The organism is Rhizobium ecuadorense, assembly GCF_001187535.1.
GTDB lineage: Bacteria > Pseudomonadota > Alphaproteobacteria > Rhizobiales > Rhizobiaceae > Rhizobium > Rhizobium ecuadorense.
On the sequence record NZ_LFIO01000023.1, the window covers coordinates 186,797 to 210,546 of the forward strand.

Annotated in this window: 24 protein-coding genes and 1 pseudogene; 20 read left to right on the forward strand and 5 right to left on the reverse strand. The window is 62.4% G+C overall.

The features are described from left to right. Positions 1 to 70: 70 nt before the first annotated feature. The 7 genes from dnaN (at position 71) to AF337_RS01645 (ending at position 5,600) form a co-directional block, all read left to right on the forward strand. Positions 71 to 1,189 (forward strand): DNA polymerase III subunit beta, encoded by a 1,119-nt coding sequence (dnaN, locus tag AF337_RS01615; RefSeq protein ID WP_049730765.1) that lies wholly within the window; start codon positions 71 to 73, stop codon positions 1,187 to 1,189. 79 nt (positions 1,190 to 1,268) lie between these two features. Beyond that, on the forward strand, positions 1,269 to 2,180 hold the full coding sequence (locus tag AF337_RS01620) for a DUF72 domain-containing protein (RefSeq protein ID WP_049730766.1): 912 nt from the start codon (positions 1,269 to 1,271) through the stop codon (positions 2,178 to 2,180). Between the two features lie 95 nt (positions 2,181 to 2,275). After that, positions 2,276 to 2,875 carry a phospholipid N-methyltransferase PmtA gene (gene pmtA / locus AF337_RS01625; protein ID WP_049730767.1) on the forward strand — a complete coding sequence of 200 codons (600 nt, stop codon included), beginning with the start codon at positions 2,276 to 2,278 and terminating at the stop codon, positions 2,873 to 2,875. Then, a complete protein-coding gene (locus AF337_RS01630; protein WP_049730768.1) occupies positions 2,875 to 3,456 on the forward strand; it encodes a histidine phosphatase family protein in 582 nt (193 codons plus the stop codon). Before pmtA ends, AF337_RS01630 begins: the two co-directional genes overlap by 1 nt. A 6-nt stretch (positions 3,457 to 3,462) precedes the next feature. After that, positions 3,463 to 4,170 (forward strand): orotidine-5'-phosphate decarboxylase, encoded by a 708-nt coding sequence (gene pyrF, locus AF337_RS01635; RefSeq protein ID WP_049730769.1) that lies wholly within the window; start codon positions 3,463 to 3,465, stop codon positions 4,168 to 4,170. Positions 4,171 to 4,198: 28 nt separating this feature from the next. Then, positions 4,199 to 4,486, forward strand: a complete 288-nt coding sequence (locus AF337_RS01640; RefSeq protein ID WP_012559686.1) for a DUF1330 domain-containing protein — start codon at positions 4,199 to 4,201, stop codon at positions 4,484 to 4,486. 133 nt (positions 4,487 to 4,619) lie between these two features. Beyond that, entirely contained in the window at positions 4,620 to 5,600 is a 981-nt protein-coding gene (locus AF337_RS01645; protein ID WP_049730770.1) for a complex I NDUFA9 subunit family protein, read from the forward strand. Between the two features lie 682 nt (positions 5,601 to 6,282). On the opposite strand, the gene AF337_RS01650 is transcribed toward AF337_RS01645, so the two are convergent. Beyond that, a complete protein-coding gene (locus AF337_RS01650; protein ID WP_049730771.1) occupies positions 6,283 to 7,080 on the reverse strand; it encodes an undecaprenyl-diphosphate phosphatase in 798 nt (265 codons plus the stop codon). Between the two features lie 229 nt (positions 7,081 to 7,309). On the opposite strand from AF337_RS01650, the gene AF337_RS01655 reads away from it, so the two are divergent. The 9 genes from AF337_RS01655 (at position 7,310) to AF337_RS01695 (ending at position 17,542) form a co-directional block, all read left to right on the forward strand. Continuing rightward, the gene (locus AF337_RS01655; protein ID WP_049730772.1) at positions 7,310 to 8,002 is read left to right on the forward strand and encodes a glutathione S-transferase family protein; all 693 of its coding nucleotides are present in this window, start codon (positions 7,310 to 7,312) and stop codon (positions 8,000 to 8,002) included. Between the two features lie 12 nt (positions 8,003 to 8,014). Next, positions 8,015 to 9,172 carry a tRNA epoxyqueuosine(34) reductase QueG gene (gene queG / locus AF337_RS01660; protein WP_049730773.1) on the forward strand — a complete coding sequence of 386 codons (1,158 nt, stop codon included), beginning with the start codon at positions 8,015 to 8,017 and terminating at the stop codon, positions 9,170 to 9,172. Then, positions 9,172 to 10,041 carry an SDR family oxidoreductase gene (locus AF337_RS01665; RefSeq protein ID WP_049730774.1) on the forward strand — a complete coding sequence of 290 codons (870 nt, stop codon included), beginning with the start codon at positions 9,172 to 9,174 and terminating at the stop codon, positions 10,039 to 10,041. Before queG ends, AF337_RS01665 begins: the two co-directional genes overlap by 1 nt. 409 nt (positions 10,042 to 10,450) lie before the next feature. Then, positions 10,451 to 10,813, forward strand: coding sequence for a septal ring lytic transglycosylase RlpA family protein (locus AF337_RS01670; RefSeq protein WP_049730775.1), 363 nt, complete (start codon positions 10,451 to 10,453; stop codon positions 10,811 to 10,813). Between the two features lie 198 nt (positions 10,814 to 11,011). Further along, positions 11,012 to 12,301 carry an RsmB/NOP family class I SAM-dependent RNA methyltransferase gene (locus AF337_RS01675; RefSeq protein WP_049730776.1) on the forward strand — a complete coding sequence of 430 codons (1,290 nt, stop codon included), beginning with the start codon at positions 11,012 to 11,014 and terminating at the stop codon, positions 12,299 to 12,301. Positions 12,302 to 12,498: 197 nt separating this feature from the next. Then, positions 12,499 to 13,773: an imelysin family protein gene (locus AF337_RS01680; RefSeq protein ID WP_049730777.1), complete on the forward strand. Its 1,275-nt coding sequence runs from the start codon at positions 12,499 to 12,501 to the stop codon at positions 13,771 to 13,773. Between the two features lie 46 nt (positions 13,774 to 13,819). After that, positions 13,820 to 15,358: a di-heme oxidoreductase family protein gene (locus AF337_RS01685; protein WP_049730778.1), complete on the forward strand. Its 1,539-nt coding sequence runs from the start codon at positions 13,820 to 13,822 to the stop codon at positions 15,356 to 15,358. Next, positions 15,358 to 16,458, forward strand: coding sequence for an imelysin family protein (locus AF337_RS01690; RefSeq protein ID WP_049730779.1), 1,101 nt, complete (start codon positions 15,358 to 15,360; stop codon positions 16,456 to 16,458). The genes AF337_RS01685 and AF337_RS01690 overlap by 1 nt, the downstream gene beginning before the upstream one ends. Positions 16,459 to 16,462: 4 nt before the next feature. Then, positions 16,463 to 17,542, forward strand: a complete 1,080-nt coding sequence (locus AF337_RS01695) for a DUF1513 domain-containing protein (protein ID WP_049730795.1) — start codon at positions 16,463 to 16,465, stop codon at positions 17,540 to 17,542. On the opposite strand, the gene AF337_RS01700 is transcribed toward AF337_RS01695, so the two are convergent. Beyond that, positions 17,539 to 18,615, reverse strand: coding sequence for a DUF2252 family protein (locus tag AF337_RS01700; protein ID WP_049730796.1), 1,077 nt, complete (start codon positions 18,613 to 18,615; stop codon positions 17,539 to 17,541). The two genes, AF337_RS01695 and AF337_RS01700, sit on opposite strands and share 4 nt — an antisense overlap. Positions 18,616 to 18,858: 243 nt before the next feature. Between AF337_RS01700 and AF337_RS01705 the strand changes: the two genes are divergently transcribed. The 3 genes from AF337_RS01705 (at position 18,859) to guaA (ending at position 21,621) form a co-directional block, all read left to right on the forward strand. Beyond that, positions 18,859 to 19,308: a PaaI family thioesterase gene (locus AF337_RS01705; RefSeq protein WP_003544704.1), complete on the forward strand. Its 450-nt coding sequence runs from the start codon at positions 18,859 to 18,861 to the stop codon at positions 19,306 to 19,308. Further along, positions 19,305 to 19,943 (forward strand): 5'-methylthioadenosine/S-adenosylhomocysteine nucleosidase, encoded by a 639-nt coding sequence (locus AF337_RS01710; protein ID WP_049730780.1) that lies wholly within the window; start codon positions 19,305 to 19,307, stop codon positions 19,941 to 19,943. Before AF337_RS01705 ends, AF337_RS01710 begins: the two co-directional genes overlap by 4 nt. Before the next feature lie 115 nt (positions 19,944 to 20,058). Further along, entirely contained in the window at positions 20,059 to 21,621 is a 1,563-nt protein-coding gene (gene guaA, locus AF337_RS01715) for a glutamine-hydrolyzing GMP synthase (RefSeq protein WP_038686329.1), read from the forward strand. 113 nt (positions 21,622 to 21,734) lie between these two features. Here the strand turns inward: guaA and AF337_RS01720 are convergent, their stop codons facing one another. The 3 genes from AF337_RS01720 to AF337_RS01730 form a co-directional block, all read right to left on the reverse strand. After that, positions 21,735 to 22,169, reverse strand: a complete 435-nt coding sequence (locus AF337_RS01720) for a type II toxin-antitoxin system VapC family toxin (protein ID WP_049730781.1) — start codon at positions 22,167 to 22,169, stop codon at positions 21,735 to 21,737. Then, positions 22,166 to 22,465 carry a hypothetical protein gene (locus AF337_RS01725; protein WP_049730797.1) on the reverse strand — a complete coding sequence of 100 codons (300 nt, stop codon included), beginning with the start codon at positions 22,463 to 22,465 and terminating at the stop codon, positions 22,166 to 22,168. The genes AF337_RS01720 and AF337_RS01725 overlap by 4 nt, the downstream gene beginning before the upstream one ends. Before the next feature lie 144 nt (positions 22,466 to 22,609). Next, positions 22,610 to 23,311, reverse strand: coding sequence for a helix-turn-helix transcriptional regulator (locus tag AF337_RS01730; RefSeq protein ID WP_049730782.1), 702 nt, complete (start codon positions 23,309 to 23,311; stop codon positions 22,610 to 22,612). A gap of 96 nt (positions 23,312 to 23,407) precedes the next feature. Between AF337_RS01730 and AF337_RS01735 the strand changes: the two are divergent. Further along, positions 23,408 to 23,701 (forward strand): annotated as a pseudogene (locus AF337_RS01735) (VOC family protein); the annotation flags it as partial. Between the last annotated feature and the right edge of the window lie 49 nt (positions 23,702 to 23,750).

Sequence of the window (23,750 nt, forward strand, 5' to 3'; positions counted from 1 at the left end):
TCAGGCCGGGAAAGCATTCTTCGGGTGCTCGATGCGCCCGGACAGTCACGGTCGAAAGCGGTAGCATTCCATGCGTATTACTATTGAGCGGTCAAACCTGTTGAAATCGCTGAACCACGTGCACCGCGTGGTCGAACGTCGCAACACGATCCCGATCCTGTCCAACGTATTGCTCAAGGCCGACGGCCAGAACCTCGACATGAAGGCGACCGACCTCGACCTCGAAATCACCGAGGCGACGCCGGCAAGCGTCGAGCAGGCCGGCGCCACCACCGTTCCGGCCCACCTTCTCTACGATATCGTGCGCAAGCTTCCCGACGGCTCGGAAGTGTTGCTCGCCACCAGCGCCGACGGCGGCTCGATGACGGTGCAGTCCGGCCGCTCGAAATTCTCGCTGCAGTGCCTGCCGGAATCCGACTTTCCCGATCTGACCGCCGGCACCTTCACGCATTCCTTCAAGCTGAAGGCGACCGATCTGAAGATGTTGATCGACCGCACGCAGTTCGCGATCTCGACCGAGGAGACGCGCTATTATCTCAACGGCATCTTCTTCCACACGATCGAGAGCAAGGGCGACCTGAAGCTGAGGGCCGTCGCCACCGACGGCCACCGGCTGGCGCGCGCCGATGTCGATGCGCCCTCCGGCTCTGAAGGCATGCCGGGCATCATCATTCCGCGCAAGACGGTCGGCGAGTTGCAGAAGCTGGTCGACAATCCGGAGGTGACGGTGACCGTCGAGGTCTCCGATGCCAAGATCCGCCTGACCATCGGCTCGATCGTCATGACCTCGAAGCTGATCGACGGCACCTTCCCGGATTACCAGCGCGTCATCCCCACAGGCAACGACAAGGAAATGCGTGTCGACTGCACGACCTTCGCCCAAGCCGTCGATCGCGTCTCCACCATTTCCTCCGAGCGCGGCCGCGCCGTGAAGTTGGCGCTGTCCGAAGGGCAGCTGATGCTGACGGTCAACAATCCGGATTCCGGCAGCGCAACCGAAGAAGTGGCCGTCGGCTACGACACGGATGCGATGGAAATCGGCTTCAATGCCAAATACCTGCTCGACATCACCGCGCAGCTTTCCGGCGAGGAAGCGATCTTCCTGCTGGCCGATGCCGGCTCGCCGACGCTGATCCGCGACACCGCCGGCGACGATGCGCTCTACGTGCTGATGCCGATGCGCGTCTGACGGGAACGAAGGCCGGCGGGCTCCGTTTTTCCTCCTGTGACGGCGGAGGATTGCTCCTCCTGTGAAAACGGAGGATCCGATGACGAAAAAGGCGGGAACGGTGCGCATCGGCGTATCCGGCTGGACTTATGCGCCCTGGCGCGGCCAATTCTATCCGGAAGGCCTGCCGCAGAAGCAGGAACTTTCCTATGCCGCCCGGCGCTTCCCGTCGATCGAGATCAACGGCACCTTCTACAGCCTGCAGCGTTCGGACAGCTTCGGCCGCTGGCGCGACGAAACACCCGAGAATTTCGTCTTCGCGGTCAAGGGGCCGCGCTTCATCACCCATATGCTGCGGCTGCGCGAGATCGAGACGGCACTCGCCAATTTTCTCGCCTCCGGCCTGCTGCGGCTTGGCCCCAAGCTTGGGCCGATCCTCTGGCAATTCCCGCCGAACATGGCCTTCGATCCCGATCTTTTCGAAAATTTTCTGGCGCTGCTGCCGCAGGACCGCGATGCGGCTGAAGCACTCGCCAAGCGGCATGACGGGCACGTCAAAGGCCGCGCCTGGCTTCGAAGCGATGGCGATCAGCCGCTCCGCCACGGGCTCGAAATCCGCCACGACAGCTTCCGCTCTCCCGCCTTCATCGAAATGCTCCGGCGACATAATGTCGCCCTCGTCTGCGCCGACACGGTGGAATGGCCATTGCTGATGGATATCACCGCCGATTTCGTTTATTGCCGCCTGCATGGTTCCGAACAACTCTATGTCAGCGGCTATGAGGACGAGGCACTCGACCTATGGGCCGAACGCGTCCGCGCCTGGGCAACCGGCGGTGAACCGAAAAATGCGACGCGGGTGCTGGCGCCGCTCGCAGCGTCCAACAAGGGCCGCGACGTCTATCTCTATTTCGACAATACCGACAAGAAGCTGCGCGCGCCTGTCGACGCCGGGCATCTCAGCGAAAGGCTTGCCGGTCTCGTGCCGCGATCGGCGCCGAAAGCCGCATGAGTTGTTGATGCCGATGTCCTTGTTGCGAAAATCCTTGTCCCGACAGCGACAAGCGGCATATTAAGACAGTCGATCAACATGCGGATGGGTGGAGAATGCGCTTAAGGGTCAAGGTCAAGGAACACTTCGGCAAGAGATTCGATGAGGAAATCCGTTTCTTCCGGGGCATGATGCAGGGGCCGAAGACGGTCGGTTCGATCGTGCCGACCTCCTCGATTACCGCCAAGCGCATGGCAAGCGTCATCGACATGCATTCCGGGCTGCCGGTGCTCGAACTTGGCCCGGGCACTGGCGCCATCACCAAAGCCATCCTCGGCCGCGGCGTGAAGCCGGACAATCTGGTGGCGATCGAATATTCGACGGATTTCCACCAGCATCTGCAGCGCGCCTATCCCGGTGTGCACTTCATCAACGGCGACGCCTTCGATCTCCAGGCCACGCTGGGTGCATTCGGCGACCGGACGTTCGATTGCGTCATCTCCTGCATACCGCTCCTGAACTTTCCGATGGCGATGCGCGTTGCGCTGCTCGAAAGCCTGCTCGACCGCCTGCCCCCCGGCCGGCCGGTGGTGCAGATCTCCTATGGCGCGATCTCGCCGATCGCCGCCAATCCCGACCGCTACCATATTCAGCATTTCGACTTCGTCATGCGCAACATTCCGCCGGCACAGCTCTGGATGTACCGGCGCGGCTGATGTTCGGGCTCTACATCACCCATCCGCAAGTCAGGATCGACGCCGAGGTGCCGGTGCCGAAATGGGGGCTTTCCGATCTCGGTGCGGCGCGAGCACGCAGGGCGGCGGAGAGCGACTGGGCCGGCAAGCTGCGGCGCATCGTCTCCAGCGACGAGACGAAGGCGATCGAGACGGCCGAAATTCTGGCGGCAGCCTCCGGCGTGACGATCGAGGTCGTTCACGCCATGCACGAGAACGACCGCTCGGCCACCGGCTTCCTGCCGCCGCCGCAATTCGAAGAGGCGGCCGACTGGTTCTTCGCCCATCCTGAGGAAAGCTTCAAAGGCTGGGAGCGCGCCGTCGATGCGCAGGCCCGCATCGTTACGGCGGTGAAGACCGTTCTTGCCGCCCATGATGCGACAGCGCCGATCGCCTTCGTCGGTCATGGCGGCGTCGGCACGCTGCTCAAATGCCATCTGGCCGGCAGGCCGATCGGCCGCGACCGCGACCAACCGGGCGGCGGCGGCAATCTCTATGCTTTCGGCCTTGCGGATCTGGCCCTGACATGCGACTGGACACCCATCGAAGACTGGCGGGGGTGACTTGAAATGGACGCACGCGAGCGGCTTATCGTCGGCCTGGATGTTCCAACGATCGGCGAGGCGGAAAAACTGGTCTCCACGCTCGGCGACGACATTCTCTTCTATAAGATCGGCTATCAGCTGGTCTTTGCCGGCGGCCTTGAATTTGCCCGCGACCTTGCCGCAAGCGGCAAGAAGGTCTTTCTCGACATGAAGCTGCTCGACATCGACAACACCGTTGCCTCCGGCGTCGAGAACATCGCCAAGATGGGCATGTCGATGCTGACGCTGCATGCCTATCCCAAAGCGATGAAGGCGGCGGTCGAGGCGGCTACCGGCTCCGGCCTCTGCCTGCTCGGCGTCACCGTGCTGACCTCGATGGATGCCGAAGACCTTGCCGACGCCGGCTACAGCCAGGATCCGCACAGCCTGGTGCTGCGCCGCGCCGGACAGGCGCGCGCGGCCGGCATGGGCGGCATCGTCTGCTCGGCGGCTGAGGCGGCCGAGGTGCGCGAGATCGTCGGCCCCGACATGGCGATCGTCACCCCCGGCATTCGCCCGACGGGCAGCGACCATGGCGACCAGAAGCGGGTGATGACGCCGTTCGACGCGCTGAAGGCGGGGGCGACGCATCTCGTCGTTGCCCGGCCGATCGTCAAGGCACCCGATCCCCGGCATGCCGCCCGCGCCGTGCTCAACGAAATGGTTGCTGCGCGCTGGCCGGCAAACCGCTGACAGACACCAACGCGAAAGGGAGAAGATCATGGCCAAGGGATATTGGATCGCCCGCGTCGACGTTCGCGATGCCGAGCGCTACAAGGATTACGTGGCGGCGGCCAAGCCGGCTTTCGAAAAATACGGCGCGAATTTCCTAGCGCGCGGCGGCGCCTTCACCGAACTCGAGGGAAGGCCGCGCGCTCGCAACGTCGTGATCGAATTCCCCTCGATGCAGCATGCGGTCGACTGCTATAATTCACCGGAATACCAGATCGCCGCGAAAATCCGCCAGGAAGTGGCGGACGCGGAAATGGTCGTCGTCGAGGGCGTCTAGAACGCCGTGCGCCGTTTCTGACGCAACTTCGCATCTGCAAAAACCGACAGTGCGATGGGCCTTTCCGTCGCGCCGGGATTGGGCTAAGACGGAGCCGATACAGCATCCCGCCAAGCCTTTCGAGGAGCCTGCCATGACCCTTGCCAACCTGCCGCCGCTCGTCACCGTATTCGGAGGGTCCGGCTTTGTGGGCAGGCACGTGGTCCGGGCGCTCGCCAAGCGCGGTTACAATATTCGGGTCGCCGTGCGCCGTCCCGATCTTGCCGGCTTCCTGCAGCCGCTCGGCAATGTCGGCCAGATCTCCTTCGTGCAGGCGAATCTGCGCTATCGCAGCTCGATCGACCGCGCCGTCGATGGTGCTGATCATGTCGTCAACTGCGTCGGCATTCTGCATGAGACCGGCCGCAACACCTTCGACGCCGTGCAGGAATTCGGCGCGCGTGCGGTCGCTGAAGCGGCCCGCGGCGCCGGCGCCACGCTCGCCCATATTTCGGCGATCGGCGCCAATGCCCATTCCGAGTCCGGCTATGGCCGCACCAAGGGCCGCGCCGAAACCGCCATCCTCTCCGTCAAGCCCGATGCGGTGATCTTCCGCCCGTCGATCGTCTTCGGCCCGGAGGACAGCTTCTTCAACAAGTTTGCCGACATGGCCCGCATGTCGCCGGTCCTGCCGCTGGTCGGCGGTGGCAAGACGAAATTCCAGCCCGTCTATGTCGAGGATGTCGCCGAGGCCGTCGCCCGCGCCGTCGACGGCAAGGTCGCCGGCGGCAAGATCTATGAGCTTGGCGGACCCGAGGTGCTGAGCTTCCGCGAATGTCTCGAGATGATGCTGAAGGTGACGTGCCGCAAGAACCCGCTGGTCTCCCTGCCCTTCGGTATTGCGTCGATGATCGGCAGCATCGCCTCGCTGATCCCCTTCATAACGCCGCCGATCACGCCGGATCAGGTGCGCATGCTGAAGCACGACAACATCGTTTCCGCTGCGGCCGAGTCGGAAGGTCGTACGTTGCAGGGCCTCGGCATTGCGCCGACCATGGCCGCATCGGTGCTCGGCTCCTATCTTGTGCATTATCGTCCGCACGGCCAGTATACCGGCACCGGCAAGGCCGCCTGACCAATTTTTGAACCGTCGGAACGACGCCGTTCGCGCATGCCGCGGACGGCGTTTTCTTTTGTCGGCTCAAGCAAAGCCGGCGCAAGTTTGAAATGTTGTTGTGCCAGTCATACCAAGTGCCGTTGCATAAAAGACGCATCGGAAATTTTGTGGAATTAACGCCAAATTTAGCAGGAACGTTTATTGCTATTTGCCATTCCACTGACTACCAAGCCCGCGCGTCTTCCAACGGACTCAACGCTTGGGATCGCGTGCGGCAATCACTGTGAAAGGCATTTCTCGATGGGCAAGTCAATCGCGCTCCTGTTTGCGTGTGCGGCGCTGGTTATCCTTGCAGGCTCCTTCGTTGCGTCCGGCTCGGTCGCAGCAGTGAAGGGTGGCTGTTCGCCGGCCTACGGCGTCGATCCTTGCTCGACGGCTTCGATTAGCCATTGACGAAAGGCCGGCCTTCCGCCGGCATCTTTCATAAAGACACGTAGCAGTCGGAGCGCCTGAAGCAGGACGCTCCAAAGTGAACGCCCGGTCTTGCCCGCTTCAAAACAGCAGCAGGCACCTATCTCTTTATATTGCTATCTGGAAATAAGGCGCCCTTGGCTGGCAATCGCGTGCCTGCTCGCAAGCTCGACGCGGCACCTTGCATTCGCGCCTGGGAGCCGCGCGAATGCAAGGCGTTGGGAATGTCTTAGGCGATCAGACCGGTTGCGGCCATGCCGAGCAGCAGGACGCCGAGAATGATGCGGTAGACGGCAAACAGCGTGAACCGGTTGCTTCTGATATAGGCCAGCAGCCATTTGACGGCGATGAACGCGACGATGGTGGAGACAACGAAGGCGATGCCGAGCGCTGTCCAGTCTTCGTTAGCCGCGCCGCCGTCCTTGAAGGTCTTCAGCAATTCATAGCCGCTGGCGGCATACATTGTGGGGATGCCGACCAGAAAGGCGAATTCGGTCGCTGCGGCGCGGTTGCCGGTGCCGGCCAGCATGGCAACGAAGATCGTAGCGCCGGAGCGCGACGTTCCCGGGAAGACGCCAGCAACGATCTGGGCGATACCGACCAGGATGGCGACGAGCCAGGTGATCTCCTTATGGGGAGCTTTGCGCGCCGCGGCCCATTCGGCAAAGATCATCCAGAAACCGCCGATGATCAGCGCCCAGGCGATCGGTGTGGCCGTCTCCGGCAGCTCGAAGCCGAGTTTCTTGACGACAAGCCCGAGGATTGCGGTGATGAGAAAGGCGACGATCAGCTTGGCGGCATAATCGCGATTCTCAGGCTCCCGCCAGCCAAGCACCAGATCCAGCAGGCGGCGCCAGTAGATGATGGTGACGGCGAGGATGGCGCCGGCCTGGATGACGATGTTGAACATGTCCGACCGGTGGCCGAGCCATTGCTCCGCAATGATCAGATGGCCGGTGCTTGAGATCGGCAGAAACTCGGTAATCCCCTCGATGATACCGAGAAGCGCAGCATTGATATAATCCATACATTGTCTCCGTTTAAAGGTCGGTCGGGCCTGACCGCTTGGGTCGATCAGGCCGCCGCTTCCATTCGTTCGCTAGACCGTATCTCGCCATTGTCAGATGGCGTAAAATGCGATTCGCTTGTATTGGCGGGGCCAAGCTCCTATAGCTTCAACCAATGAGTCATGACTAGGGCGCTATAACTGAGCTGCCAGACAGTCGTGTAACAGCAATCACGAAGCTCGAGTATCGATGCCCACGCTTTATCATCATCCCATGTCATCCGCATCTCGCTTCGTCCGGCTGATTCTGGCCGAATACGGCTATCAGGCGGATCTGATCGAGGAGCAGACATGGGAGAAGCGCCGGGACTTCCTGGCGCTCAACCCGGCCGGCACGCTGCCTGTTTATGTCGACGACAGCATGCGCGCACTCTGTGGCGCCACCGTCATATCCGAATATCTGGATGAGACGCACGGCGTGCTGAAGCGCGACCGGCGGCTGCTCGCCGAGGACCCTTTCCAGCGGGCGGAAATCCGCCGGCTGAGCGAGTGGTTCATGCAGAAGATGGAAAACGACGTGACCAAGCCGCTCGCTCGCGAGCGTGTCTACAAGTTGCAGATGACCGCCGATCAGGGCGGCGGAGCCCCGGATTCGAAGATTTTGCGCACGGCCCGCGCGAATATCCGCCAGCATATGCGCTATCTCACCTGGCTCGCCGGCTCGCGCCAATGGCTGGCGGGCGAGCGGATGAGCTATGCCGACCTTGCCGCCGCGGCCTCGATCTCGATCCTCGATTATCTCGGCGAAATCGACTGGGCGGACGCGCCCGTTGTCAAGGACTGGTACCAGCGGCTGAAATCGCGCCCCTCCTTCCGGCCGATGCTGACCGAGCGGGTGCGCGGCCTCACGCCGGTATCGCATTATGCCGATCTGGATTTCTGACGAGGGCTTTTCATGCCCGAAGCCGATAGAGATGACAAAGAGCGCCGCCGCCGCGACAATTTGACCATGTTCGTGCGGGCGGAATCTGCCGCCAAGGGCTTCGATCTCTGCCGCATCACACGGCCCGACGCGATTCCGCAAGCCAAAGAGCGCCTCGGCCAGTTCATCGATGCCGGGCGGCATGGGACGATGGAGTGGATGGCGGAGACGCGCGAGCGGCGCGGCGATCCGCGCACGCTCTGGAGCGAGGTGCGGTCCGTCGTCGTCTTCGGCCTCAACTACGCCCCGGAGGAAGATCCGCGCGGCGTTCTCGCCAAGCCTGAGAAGGCGGCGATCTCAGTCTATGCCCGCAACCGCGATTATCACGACATCATCAAGGGCCGGCTGAAAGAGATCGCCACGCGTTTTGCGGCGCGGGCCGGCGCCGACGTCAAAGTCTTCGTCGATACCGCGCCTGTCATGGAAAAGCCGCTGGCGGCGGCGGCCGGCCTCGGCTGGCAGGGCAAGCACACCAACCTCGTCAGCCGCACGCACGGCTCCTGGCTGTTTCTCGGCAGCATGTTCACCACCGCCGATCTCGCCGTCGACGCCGAAGAGGCCGATCATTGCGGCTCCTGCCGCGCCTGCCTCGACGCCTGCCCGACGGCCGCCTTTCCCGCGCCTTACCAGATCGATGCGCGGCGCTGCATCTCCTATCTCACCATCGAGCACAAGGGGCCGATCGACGCCGATCTCAGGCCGCTGATCGGCAATCGCATCTATGGCTGCGACGATTGTCTCGCCGCCTGCCCGTGGAACAAGTTCGCAAGTGCGGCCTCCGAGATGAAGCTGAAGGCGCGGGATGATCTGCAGGAGCCGTCGATTGCCTTTCTGCTGACGCTTGACGATGCCGCCTTCCGCGCCTTCTTCAGCGGCTCGCCGGTGAAACGAATCGGTCGCGATCGCTTTATCCGCAATGTGCTGATCGCCGCCGGCAATTCCGGCGAGAAGGCTCTTATCGCCCAATGTCAGCTGCTCGCCGGCGATGCCTCGCCGGTGGTGCGGGGAATGGCAGTGTGGGCGCTGTCACGGCTGATGGAGCCTGGCGCATTTTCAGGCCTTGCGACACAACGAGCCGATGAGACTGACGACGACGTGCTGAATGAATGGCGGCTGGCGGGAGTGGGCTGATGCATGTGATGATTTTTGGCTGCGGTTATTCCGGCACGGCGATCGCCAGGGCCTTCGCCGGCGACGGCGTGCGCATTTCCGGCACCACGCGCTCGGCCGACAAGATGGCGGCGCTCCTGCAGAACGGCGTCGAAGCCTTCCTTTTCGACGGGGAGACCATGGACGACGGGTTGCGCCGGGCTCTGGCCGATGTCACCCATCTCGTGCAGTCGATCGCACCTGGAAAGGCCGACCCGCTGCTGCGGCTGCTCGGCGAAGACGGCGCAAACCTACCGTCCGGCCTCGAATGGATCGGTTATCTCTCGACCGTCGGCGTCTACGGCGACCACAAGGGCGCGTGGATCAACGAGGAAACGCCGTGTGTGCCCGTCTCCGGGCGCTCGAAGGAGCGGCTCGAGGCGGAAGAGGGCTGGCTGGCACTGGGCGAGAGATGCGGCGTGCCGGCGGCGGTGCTTCGACTTTCCGGCATTTACGGGCCGGGACGCAATGCCTTCTGCAATTTGGACAAGGGCACGGCGCGGCGGCTGATCAAGAAGGACCAGGTGTTCAACCGCATCCGCGTCGAGGATATCGGTGCGGCGACCCGTTTCCTGTCGGACCATCGCCTCGGCGGCATCTATAATATCACCGACGACCGGCCCGGCCCGCCGCAGGACGTGATCGTCGAGGCAGCGCGGTTGATGGGCGTCGAACCGCCGCCGGAGCAGGCCTTCGAAACCGCCGAGCTGACGCCGATGGCGCGCTCCTTCTACGGCGAGAACAAGCGGGTTTCGAATGCGAAACTCAAGGCCTCCGGCTTCGAATTCTCCTTCCCCGACTACCCGATGTCACTTGCGCAATTGTGGCAGGATGGACGCTGGCGCGGTTAGACCAGGCCCGCTTGAGGCGGCCGGGTGATCACCCGAAATGAGTAGGAAATTCCTACTTTCTGCATTTGGCAGAACAATTCTCGCCGCATATCATGGTTAACGGCCTTTGAATTTGCGCAAATGTGGCAGCGAATATGGCAAAGCTCGAAAAAATATTTCGTGATTTTTGTGAAGGCTGGGAAGTTTAAAACTTCTTCGGAAAAATCATTTGAATTTTAGCTGATTTCATTGCGTTTTTTTCCACATTTTGCCGCACGCGGCAAATTCTCATATTTTATCAATGGCCTCACGAATGTTACAGATTGTAATATTCCGTGAACTGGTGCGGCACTTTTTCGCCACTTTTTAACAGATTTAAGCCCCGCCGCCTGCAGAGGCGTTGAGTTCAATAGTTGAGGGATACTCTGTTTTGAAGAAAATACGTCGTTCTATTATCGCTGCCGTAACTATTGCAGCCTGCTCTTCCTTGCTTCCGGCGGAGAGTTTTGCTGGAAATGGATGCGGCGGTGCTTCATGGTACGCACTTCGCTCCAAAACTGCTTCCGGGGAACGTATGAACCCTGCCATCTTGACTGCCGCGCATCGTTCGCTTGCCTTCGGCACCAAGGTTAAGGTCACCAACCGCAACAACGGCCGCACCGTCGTCGTTCGCATCAACGATCGCGGTCCGTTCATCCGCGGCCGGGTGATCGACCTGTCGCGCGCAGCGGCGCAGAACATCGGCATGGTGAGCTCCGGCACGGCGAAGGTCTGCTACCAGGTGATCAGCTAAAGCTGACAACCGAGGTGATCAGCTAAAAGCTGGCAGCCGAGGTGGTCAGCTGAGGCTTAGCAACTGGCTGCGCCGTCAGCGGCGCTTGCTCTTGCCGTCAATCGCGGTTACCACGCGGTTGAGACTTGCGAACAATCCATCCCGCGACTGTCGCGGCGGACGGGATCCTTCGCAGGCATGGCAACAGGAGACTTGTGAATGCGTCTGGGCGGCCGCCTCGAAGGGGCGATTTCTGTGCTCGCGGACATCGATACCCGCAAGCGGCCTGTCGCCGACGCGCTGAAGGACTGGGGCCTTGCGCACCGCTTCGCCGGTTCCGGCGATCGTGCCGCGATCGGCAACATCGTCTATGACGCCCTGCGCATGCGGCTTTCCCATGCCTGGCTGATGGACGATGACAGTGCCGCAGCCATTGCCCACGCCGTCATGTTCCGCCAATGGGGTTTCACACCCGACAGTCTTGCCGCCGAACTGGCGGACGACAAATTCGCGCCGGCGCCGCTGAGCGCCGATGCCGCGGCCGCCTTTGCAAACCGCCGTCTCGACGACGCGCCGCCGCATATCCGCGGCGATATTCCTGAATGGGTCCAACCCTCCCTCGAACAGGCCTTCGGCGCCGGCTGGCTTGCCGAGGCACAGGCGCTCGCGGCGCGACCGACGCTTGATCTGCGCGCCAACATTTTGAAGTCCTCCCGCGACAAGGCCGTCAAGGCGCTCGAAAGAGCCGGCGCGCAGGCGGCGAAGATCGCCCGCTACGGTATCCGCATTGCCGCCGGCGAAGGCGCCTCGCGCCTACCCAACGTGACGGCCGAGCTTTCGTTCCAGAAAGGCTGGTTCGAAGTTCAGGACGAGGGATCGCAGATCGTCGCCGACCTGGTGCTCGCCAAGGAGGGCGACCAGGTTCTCGACTATTGCGCCGGCGGCGGCGGCAAGACGCTCGCCATGGCGGCCGCCATGCAGAACAAGGGACAGGTTCACGCCTATGACGCCGACCGCAAACGGCTGGCGCCGATCATCGAGCGGCTGAAGCGGGCGGGCACCCGCAATGTCCAGGTGCATGACGACCCCAGGGGCCTTTCCGGCCTTGCCGGGCGCTGCGACAAGGTGCTGGTCGACGCGCCCTGCACCGGCACCGGCACATGGCGCCGCCGTCCCGACACGAAATGGCGGCTGACGGCGAAGAACCTCGACGAGCGCACCGCCCAGCAGCAGGACGCGCTGGCGCAGGCAGGCGGCTTCGTCAAACCGGGCGGCGAGCTGATCTATGTCACCTGCTCGGTGCTGCCCCAGGAGAACGAGGAACAGGTGCGCCGTTTCACGGCCGACAATCCTGATTTCCAGATCGTCAGCGCCCTGCCCGCCTGGGATGGCCTGTTCGGCAAAGACGCCCCGCGCCCGCACTCTTCCGACGGGCTGACGGTAACGCTGACCCCTGCTTCCACCGACACGGACGGCTTCTTCTTCTGCCGCATGCAGCTCAAGGGCTGAGGGCGCCAGACGCACTTCGATGTGAACGAGAGCCGCGAATACCGCCGGTTTTTCGGACAAAGGTGCTGCGAAAGAGTCGATCTTGCAGCAAGCGCTCATCTTAAAATCATTCCAAACTAGAGTGTTTGACACCAGTTTGCTTTTGCGCGAAGAGACGGAGCCCGATTTAGACGGAAGATCCGTCACAGGAGAGGATCATGAAGCTCAATAAATTCCGCGCAGCCGTGCTGGCGATTGCCCCCGCCGCCCTGCTCGCCCTTCCCGCGCATGCCGAAACCGATGCGGCTGCCGTGGTGAAACATTATGCCGAGGTGGCGCATGCGAAATACGAAGACTCGCTGACAACGGCGAAGGCCCTCGACGCCGCCATCGACGCCTTCCTGAAGGCGCCTGATGACGCGACGCTGAAGGCCGCCCGGGACGCCTGGATCAAGGCGCGCGTTCCCTACCAGCAGACGGAAGTCTATCGCTTCGGCAATCCGATCGTCGACGACTGGGAAGGCAAGGTCAATGCATGGCCGCTCGATGAAGGCCTGATCGACTATGTCGATCCCTCCTACGGCACCGAGAGCGACGAAAATTCGCTGTATGTCGCCAATGTCATCGCCAACAAGACGATCAAGATCGACGGCAAGGATGTCGACGCCTCCAAGCTGACGCCGGAATTCCTCTCCGGCACACTTGCCGAGGCCGGCGGCATCGAAGCCAATGTCGCGACCGGCTACCACGCCATCGAATTCCTCCTCTGGGGCCAGGATCTGAACGGCACGGGACCCGGCGCCGGCGACCGCCCGGCAACCGATTACGACCTCAAGAACTGCACGCACGGCAATTGCGACCGCCGCGCCGAATATCTGAAGTCCGCCTCGACGCTGCTGGTTTCCGACCTGCAGGAAATGACCGACAACTGGAAGCCGGACGGTGCGGCGACGAAGAATGTCGAAGCCGACCCGAAGGCCGGCCTCGTCGCCATCCTGACGGGCATGGGTTCGCTCTCTTATGGCGAGCTTGCCGGCGAGCGCATGAAGCTCGGCCTGCTGCTACACGATCCTGAGGAAGAGCATGATTGCTTCTCCGACAACACCTACAACTCGCATCTGAACGACGCGATCGGCATCGCCGCCGCCTATACCGGCAACTATACCCGCGTCGACGGCACCAAGCTGAGTGGTCCGTCGCTGCACGATCTGGTGGCCGCCAAGGACAAGGCGCTCGATGCCGAGATGGAAGGCAAGCTCAACAAGACGCTCGACGCGATGAACGCCATGGCCAAGCGCGGCGAGACGGTCGAGAAGTACGACCAGATGATCGGCGAGGGCAACAAGGAAGGCAATGCCGTCGTCCAGGCCGCCATCGACGGGCTGATCGACCAGACGAAATCGGTACAGCGCGTTATTGCCGCACTCGATCTCGGCACGGTTCAGCTTGAAGGTTCCGACAGCTTGGATAATCCTAACGCCGTCTTCAAATAAGCAAAAAGGCGGGCCGCTTCGATGACGGAGCGGCCCGAACCCTGAAATGTCGCATGCCCCGGCCCGCCGATTGATCGCCCGCGCAGCGCTCTGCGCCACGCTTGCCGGCTTTTCCGCAACGATCGCCGCCGGTTTCGATCTGCCGACGACACGCACCGACCTCTCCGACGCCGATCTGACACGTGTCGCCGACGTCACCCGGCCGACCAGGGATTTTTCCAAGGCCGAGCAATACGAAGCGATGCAGGCGGGTGCGACGACCTCGATCGATCCGGTTACCGAAGACAGTTTCTCGCATATTTCGGCCAATATCCCCTTCGAGGAAGAGCAGAATTTCAAGCTCGGCAACGCGCTTTTCCGCAAGCTCTGGGTTTCCTCGCCGTCTTCGACGCAGGCCTCCGATGGCCTGGGCCCGCTCTTCAACGCCCGCTCCTGCATGAGCTGTCACGTCAATGACGGCCGCGGCAAACCGCCGGAGGGAGGCCCAAGCGCCGTCTCGATGTTCCTGCGGCTTTCCCGTGCAGCCGGGACGGCGGAGGAAGAAAAGGCGATTGCAAGCGCAGATGTCCTCAATTTCCCCGATCCGGTCTATGGCCATCAGCTGCAGGATCTTGCCGTTCCCGGCCTTGCCGCCGAGGGCCGGATGGCGATCCGCTACGATGAGGAGACGGTGACACTCGGCGACGGCGAGACCGTGTCGCTGCGCCGGCCGCATTATGCGGCCACGAACCTTGCCTACGGACCGCTCGATGCCGCGACGACGATCTCGGCGCGTGTCGCCCCTGCCATGATCGGCCTCGGGCTGATCGAGGCGATCCCCGAGGCCGATATCCTTGGCCATGCCGACCCTGAGGATGTCGATGGCGACGGCATTTCCGGCAAGGCGGCGATCGTCCGCGACCACCGCAGCGGCGAGATCGCGCTCGGCCGCTTCGGCTGGAAGGCGCAGAACGCCACAGTGCGCGATCAGAATGCCGATGCCTTCGCCAATGATATCGGCATCTCGACACCCGACCATCCGGACGCGCATGGCGATTGCACCCAGGCGGAAAAAAAATGCCTCGATATGCCGACCGGCGTGCAAAAGCGGCTGGGCGAAGAAGAAGCGCCGGGTCCCATTCTCGACCTCGTGACCTTCTATTCCGAAAACCTTGCCGTTCCCTCGCGCCGCAAGGCGAGCTTTCCCGAGACGCTGAAGGGCAAGCGGATCTTCTATGAAAGCGGCTGCATTTCCTGCCATGTGCCGAAATTCGTCACCCGCCGGGATTCACCCGATAAGGCGCAGTCCTTCCAGCTGATCTGGCCCTATTCCGACTTTCTTCTGCACGATATGGGCGACGGGCTTGCCGACGGGCAACAGGTCGGCCTTGCAAGCGGACGTGAATGGCGCACGCCACCGCTATGGGGTATAGGACTGACCCGGACTGTCAGCGGACACAGCTTTTTCCTGCATGACGGCCGTGCGCGGAATCTCACCGAGGCGATCCTTTGGCACGGCGGCGAAGCTGACAAGGCCCGCAACGCTTTCTCCTCCCTGTCGAAAGACGACAGGGAGGCCCTGATTACATTCCTGGAGTCACTTTGATGCGCCTTTGGCACCCCCTGCTCTGCCTCACTCTGATCGGCCTCGCCACATCGGCGGCCGCCCAGACCGCCGCTCCTCCGGCAGGGCTGAACGAGGATGCCGTTCCCGCCGTCATGCAGCGCGCCGTCGACGAGGTGATCCGCCCGGGCTACCGCAATATGCAGCAATCGGCCGCCCGGCTGACGACGGCGATGAAGGATCTTTGCGACGGCGGCACGCAGCAGACGCTCGACAAGGCGAAATCGGCCTTCGACGATACGATCCGCTACTGGTCGATCATCGAAATCGTCCAGACCGGGCCTGTCATCCAGGACAATCTCTTCGAGCACATCCTGTTCTACCCGGACCGCAAGGGCCTCGGCCTGAAGCAGGTGCAGGCGCTGATCGCCAAGGCCGACCCGAAGGATGCGACGGTCGATGCGATCGCCGGCAAGAGCGTGGCGCTGCAGGGCCTGACGGCGCTGGAATACGTGCTTTACGGCAATGGCGCGGACGATCTGATCAAGCAGAAGGGCGGCTTCCGCTGCCTCTACGGCGCCGCGGTCGCCGGCAATATCCAGCGTGAGGCCGGCGAAGTCGTCGCCGCCTGGGAAAAACCCGACGGCGTGCAGGCGAGCTGGAAACATCCCGGCCCGCAGAGCGACGATTTCATGGACAATAAGGAGGCTGTGACCGCGCTGCTCGGCATTCTCGTCCACGGCGCGGAGAATGTCCGCGACCAGCGGCTCGAACAATTCTACAAGGGCAAGGACACGCCGCCGCGCCCGCGCATGGCGATCTACTGGCGCTCGAAGAATACCTGGAAATCGATGGCCGCCAACCTGGAGGGGCTGCGCACGCTCTGGCAGAAGGCCGGCATGGCCGAGCTTCTGCCAGCGGACAAACAGGCGGTCGCCGCTTCGATCGACGAGGATTTCAAATCGCTGCTCGACAGCGTGCCGAAAATCAATCCCGATATTGACGCCGCCGTCAGCGATGCGGAAAAGGCCAAGCTCGACACGCTTTTGGCCGAAAGCCGTGATCTGATTACCCGGATCAGCGATGAGTATGGCGCGGCTGTCGGCCTTTCGGCCGGCTTTTCCTTTTCTGACGGGGACTGAAACGATGATGCGGAGCGCTGCGATCGACCGACGCGATTTCGTCAGGGCGGCCGGACTGGGTTTCCTCGCGAGTTTGGCGCCGAAGTCGCTGATGGCTTTGGAGCGGGCGGACGCAGTCTATGCCTCGGGCATTCGGGCGGCCGACGGCTCCTTTGCCGTCGCCACCGTGACCGAGCGCGGCGAGATCATCGATCAGGTCAAGCTTCCCGCCCGCGCCCACGGCATGGCCTTCAGCGCCGCCACCGGCAGGACCGTCGCCTTCGCCCGCCGGCCCGGCACTTATGCGATGACTTTCGACCCCTGGCACAAAAGCGAGCCGATCGTCATCAGCGCCAGGGAAGACCGGCATTTCTACGGTCACGGCGCTTTTTCTCCCGACGGTCGTTTTCTCTATGCCAGCGAGAACGACTTCGACGGCAATCGCGGCATGATCGGCATCTACGACGCCAGCAACCGCTTCACCCGCATCGGCGAATTCGAGACCTACGGCATCGGCCCGCACGACATGACGGTTTCCGACGACGGACGCCTTCTGATCGTCGCCAATGGCGGCATCGAGACGCATCCGGATTTCGGCCGCACCAAGCTCAATCTCGGGGAGATGCAGCCGTCACTGGTGCTGGTCGACGCGGCGACCGGGGCGCTCATCGAAAAACATGTGCTGCCGGCGCAATGGGCGGAGCTTTCCACCCGCCACGTCGATCTCGACGACAAGGGCCGCATCTGGTTTGCCTGCCAGTACGAAGGCCACCGCAAGGACCTGCCGCCGCTCGTCGGCCATTTCGCCAAGGGCGAAGATCTTTCCTTCATCGACCTGCCGGAGGAGACGACGCGCAGGCTTGCCAATTACGTCGGAGCGATTGCCGTCAATCGCAGCGAGGGCATCGTCGGCATTACCTCGCCGAAGGGCGGCACCTCCGTGACCATCGATGCAAGGACGGGCAAGGTGCTGGCCGAGACCAGCGTTCCGGACGCGGCCGGCATCGCGCCGGCAAAAAGCGGCTTTGCCGTCTCCACCTATGACGGCGATTTCCTGTCGACCCGCAGTGACGTCGCCTGGGATCAGCATATCGTGCGGATCTAGTCGGCGTGAGAATAGGCTTTCTGCTCGGCACTGACGCTTGAGGCCGCGGCTCTTGCCGCCTCATGCAGCCATTCGTTTCCCCGTGCCTTGATATCGCGGAGGATCACGGCGACCGCCGCCGCATCGTTGGAATGGCAATTGGCGATCTCAAAACCCATCAGCTCAAGCATCGTCGGCGAAAGCAGGATTTCGGGGTGCCGGTCGATTTCGATCTTACAGCTGTTCGGCGAGAGCCGGCGAACGAGGATGCGACCGGAAACCTGATAATGCGGATCGACGCACCGCGCCCGTCCATTGGCGATTACTGCCGCCCGGATCGCCACGTCCTGTGGTTTGTGGCGAAGCGACCAGGCGGACGGCAGCAGCGCCTTGGCCTCCCGCAGCACCGGCCCGCCCTGCCATTCCGCATAGGCGACGAAACGCGGCCGGCCGAGGCTGCCGGTGCCGCCGCTGCGCGGCTTCGCCACGAAAGGTCCCGAGCCGGGCGGCAGTGCAGCCGCGAGCGCCGTTACATAGGCTGCTGGCGGCGACTCCTTGCCAAGAGGCAGCATTTCGTATTTCTCCCAAAATTCCCGGCGCTCGGAATTCGGCAGCATCAGCGCCTTGCGCAGCCATTTGTGATCGCGCTCGAGAATGACGGGCAGCGGATTTTCAAGGCCCCTGAGATAGCCGCTGAGGATCGTCTCGCTTATCATCCGCACCGAGGGACCGTCGTCGCCACGGGCCAGCACGGCGCTTGCCGCAAGACGGACGAGATCCAGCGCATAGGGCATCATCGCCGCGTCGTCGAAATCATTGACGCCCCAGACGAGCCGGCCTTCGGCATCGCGCCAGGTGCCGAAATTCTCCAGATGCGTATCGCCGATCGCCAGCACCTCCGGCGCGCGGCCAAGTTCCGGGCAGATATCGAGGATGATCTCGCACCAGCGCCAATAGGTGGCGCGCAGGAAGACGAAGCCGCCGCTTCGCATCTTCTCGTGCTTCTCGCGGAGATCGTCCGCGACGAGATCGGCCCCGAGTTCGCCGGCCAGCCAGGTCTCGAAATTCCGGACCGATTGCGATATCGTCGTCATGCGCCGGCGCTCCATTCCTTCGAGACAGGACGCGGAGAATACGCGCTGGGCGCGAAGCTGCAATCGTCTTCGCACCGGCCTACATCACCGGCTTATCACCGGCTGGCATGACGACGAAAAGGCGAAAGGTTGCCCCGGCGACACGGCTGCAGCTTTCCATCGGCACCGAGACCGATTTCAGCAATGTGCAGCTTGTCGAATCCGGCCCGCCATGCCACTTTCCCGGCTGCAAGAGGGGCAGACATGAGCGAGACTGACAGGGGCGATTTCCGCGCGCGAATCCGCCGCAATTTTGCGCGCCAGGCGGCGATGGAAACGATCGGCGCGGAGCTGACGCGCGTCGAGCACGGCGTCGTCGAGATCGAGCTTCCCTTCGACGTCAAACTGACACAGCAGCACGGCATCCTGCATGCGGGCATCATTTCCGCAGCGCTCGATTCGGCCTGCGGCTTTGCCGCCTACAGCGTCATCGACCCGGAAGCCTCGATCCTGACGATCGAGTTCAAGGTCAATCTCATGTCGCCGGGGCGTGGCGATCGTTTCCTGTTTCGCGGGGAAATCACCAAACCCGGCTCCACCATCATCGTTGCCGACGGGCGCGGCTACGCGATCAGCGACGGGCCGGCGAAACTCATCGCCTCCATGACCGGAACGATGATGGTGATCCGCGGTAGAGAAGGAATTACGGGATGAAGTTCGAGCTGAAATCGGTCGCGGGAAAATCCATGCTGTTCGTCATGGCGGCGGAGGCCGAATACGGCCCCTTCTTGCGGTCGCGCATCGAACCTTTGATGACCGGCGTCGGCCCGGTCGAAGCGGCGGTGGCGCTGACCAAGACACTGTCGCGACTGGATGCAGCCGACGACCTGCCGGATCTCGTCGTTTCCCTCGGCTCGGCCGGCTCCGCCAAACTAGAGCAAACCGAAATCTATCAGGTAACCTCGGTTTCCTACCGCGACATGGACGCTTCGCCGCTCGGCTTCGAAAAAGGCCGGACACCGTTTCTCGACCTGCCGGCAACACTTGAACTGCCGCTGCGCATTCCCGGCATTGCCGAAGCAAGCCTTTCCACCGGCGGCAATGTCATTTCAGGTGCTGCCTACAGCGCCATCGACGCCGACATGGTCGATATGGAGACCTATGCGGTGCTGCGCGCCTGCCAGGGTTATAAACTGCCATTGATCGGTCTTCGCGGTATTTCCGACGGCGCAGTCGAGCTGCAGCACATCTCCGGCTGGACCGAATATCTGCACATCGTCGACCGCAAGCTCTCCTACGGCGTCGACAGCCTGTTCACGGCGCTGGAGGACGGGGTTTTCTGGTTCTAGGCCCTAAAGGCCGCGCGCCTTTCCCGGCGCGCGAGGGGACAATCGGAACAATAAAAACCCGATGCCGCCGATTTCCCGGATTGCAAGGCGAAGCGCTTTTCATTAAAGCCTCGCCATGACCCAGACAGCACATCCCGACTCCGTTCTCATCGTCGATTTCGGCAGCCAGGTGACCCAGCTCATCGCACGACGCGTGCGCGAGGCCGGCGTCTATTGCGAGATCGTTCCCTTCCAATCGGCCGAAGAGGGCTTCAAGCGCCTCCAGCCGAAAGCCGTGATCCTGTCCGGCAGCCCCGCTTCGACGGTGGATGAAGGGTCGCCGCGAGCGCCGCAGATCATCTTCGACAGCGGCCTGCCGGTGTTCGGCATCTGCTATGGCCAGCAGACGATGTGCATGCAGCTCGGCGGCAAGGTCGAGAGCGGCCATCACCGCGAGTTCGGCCGCGCCTTCCTGGATGTCGACAAAGACTGCCAGCTGTTCGAGGGCCTCTGGTCCTCCGGTTCGCGCCATCAGGTCTGGATGAGCCATGGCGACCGTGTCACGGCGCTGCCTGACGGTTTCGAGGTGGTCGCCACCTCCTCCAACGCGCCCTACGCCTTCATCGCCGACGAGAAGCGCAAATATTACGGCGTGCAATTCCATCCCGAGGTCGTGCACACGCCCGACGGCGCCAAGCTGATCGGCAACTTCATTCACAACATTGCCGGCATCAAAGGCGACTGGTCGATGTCGGCCTACCGCCAGAAGGCGGTCGACGAGATCCGCAAGCAGGTGGGCGACAAGCGCGTCATCTGTGCGCTTTCAGGCGGCGTCGACAGCTCCGTTGCCGCGCTTCTGATCCACGAGGCGGTCGGCGATCAGCTGACCTGCATCCTCGTCGACCACGGGCTGATGCGCAAGGATGAGGCGGCCAACGTCGTCGCCATGTTCCGCGAGCACTACAATCTGCATCTGCTGCATGTCGACGCCTCCGACCGTTTCATCGGCGAGCTCGAAGGCGTTTCCGACCCGGAGACCAAGCGCAAGATCATCGGTCGGCTGTTCATCGAAACCTTCGAGGAAGAGGCCAAGAAGCTCGGCGGCGCCGATTTCCTCGGCCAGGGCACGCTCTATCCCGATGTGATCGAGAGCGTTTCCTTCACCGGCGGTCCGTCGGTGACGATCAAATCGCACCACAATGTCGGCGGCCTGCCGGAGCGCATGAAGATGCAGCTCGTCGAGCCGCTGCGCGAACTCTTCAAGGACGAGGTGCGCGCGCTCGGCCGCGAACTCGGCCTGCCCGACAGCTTCATCGGCCGCCATCCCTTCCCGGGCCCGGGCCTTGCGATCCGCTGCCCCGGCGGCATCAGCCGCGAAAAGCTGGAGATCCTGCGTGAAGCCGACGCGATCTATCTCGACGAAATCCGCAAGGCCGGCCTCTACGACGCCATCTGGCAGGCCTTCGCCGTGCTGCTGCCCGTCCAGACCGTCGGCGTCATGGGCGACGGACGCACCTACGAATTCGTCTGCGCGCTGCGCGCCGTCACCTCGGTCGACGGCATGACGGCGGATTTCTATCATTACGACATGGAATTCCTCGGCCGCGCCGCAACGCGCATCATCAACGAGGTGCGCGGCATCAACCGCGTGGTTTATGATGTGACGTCGAAGCCGCCTGGTACGATCGAGTGGGAATGAGCATAGCTGTCAGCGCCACAGCACCGTGCGTTTGAAAGACGCGCAAGGGACGCTGTGACACTTGGAATTGCCGCATAACTCCTCAAATCGATTCCCATTTGAGGAGTTATGCATCAATCTGTCGTTCTACAGATCGGATTGATGATCCGGAGTCCGGCAAAATCCTTTTCATTATCCGTTACCACCACGCACTCGTTGGCATGGGCAACAGCGGCGATAATCATGTCGAGCCCGCGACGTGGTTTTCCTGCCGCTTTCCCCTCCGCCATCAGTCGCGCCCAGATCAGGCCCGCTTTGTCGTCGAACGGCAGGATGCGGCCTGCAAACAGCGCCTGCGGCCCTTCGCGCCCCGAAAACCACTTATCGAGAGCGTCGCGTTTCTTGCCGCCTGGCTTCTCCAAAATGCCTCGGCGGATCTCGGCGACGGTCAGCGAGGCGATGAACAAGTCTTCGTCGCGTTGTGTCGACATCCATGCCAGGAGCGATTCCGATGGCTGCGGTTTGACAATATTGCTGAGGATGTTGGTATCCAGAAGAAAGCGCGTCACAGGTCGACTTTGCGCCCCTCTTCACGGGGTCGGGAAAGATCGAGTTCCGCGTCGACCAGCGGTGAACGACGCAATGCAGCGAGAATTCCGCCAGGCTTCGGCGGTTCGCCGGCGATCGACTTGCTGACAGCCGCGCGAAGCTCCGAAGCCTCAGGCGTGTCCTCCGACAGGCGTCGGGCGAGCGATCGGATAAGGTCGCGATCGGCATCCCGGCCGAGCACTTCGAAGCGCGCCAAACCACGCTCGCCAAGGCGGGATCGATAGTTTTGGATCGCGCGCTTCTGTGAACTTCCCATGATAGCCTCCAGCTTATTTCCAGTAATATAGCCAGACATGGGGCTTTCAGCAAGATTGCGCGGTCGGCGCGCATCGACAGCCTCGTCGGCCGTCATCCCTTCCAAGTCCGATCCTGCCATCCGCTGCTCGGCGACTCCCGATGATCAGCGGTCGGACCGAGAGCGATGCTCCTCGCGCCATCGCTCCCAGCGGCGACGCAGGTCGCCCTTCCTTAGGCCGTTGCTCGCCTGCAGCACCTCTATCTTGATCATGCGGTCGGTTCGGAAGTGACGGAAATCGTGCCTCAACTCGCACCAGGCAACAATCAAGCGCGTTGCGTCTCCGTAACCGAGTATGATCGGCCACACGACCCGCTCAGTCTCCTCCCCGGTATCGGATCGGTAGCGCAGGCGAAGCTTCCGATCTTCACGGATCGCACGGCGCAGTTCGTTCGTATCGACCATGTCTGCCGGAGGGACCCTGCCAGGCTTTACTCCAACGCTTGGCTCGACGATGTATGGCCGCAGCCGTTCGGGGATAACAGCAGCGATCTTGCTCATTACGTCCTGCGCCGCTGCGGATAACACCTTATCGCCGCGTGCGGCGACCCATTGTGCGCCAAGCACGATCGCCTCGATCTCGTCGGGCGTCAGCATCAAAGGCGGCATGTCATAGGCAGGGTCGAGCAAATAACCGAAGCCCGCCTCTCCGACGATGGGGACGCCTTGGCCGATCAGGTCGGTGATATCGCGGTACACCGAGCGCCTGGACACTTCGATCTCCTCGGCCATTGCCGCGGCAGTCACCGGCCGGGTCGTACGGCGCAGGATCTGAATGATCTGAAACAGACGGTCGGCTTTGCGCATTGCTGTTGACTCCTGTTGCCATGATGCTGGCAACAGGCCTGTGCGACAAGCAGCAATGCCGCGCGCAGGTCCGCGGCCTTCTCGAAAGGAAAAGTCATGAAATTTGCCTCAACCCGGCTGATTGCCGGTGATATCAAGGCTGTGGTCGGCTTCTACGAAATGGTCACCGGACAATCGGCCGAGTGGTTGGCGCCGGTTTTCGCGGAGATCATCACCCCTTCTGCGGCGCTCGCCATCGGCAGCGTGGAAACCGTGCCGCTGTTCAAAGAGGGCAGTGCCGAGGCTGGCGCCAATCGAACCGCGATCATCGAGTTCATGGTGGACGACGTCGACGCAGAATATGCCCGACTGAAGGATAAGGTCGAACTTGTTCATGAGCCTAAATGTTTAGTCCCGGCATTTGATGGATCGGATCGATGATGAATCGATCTGGCTCCAA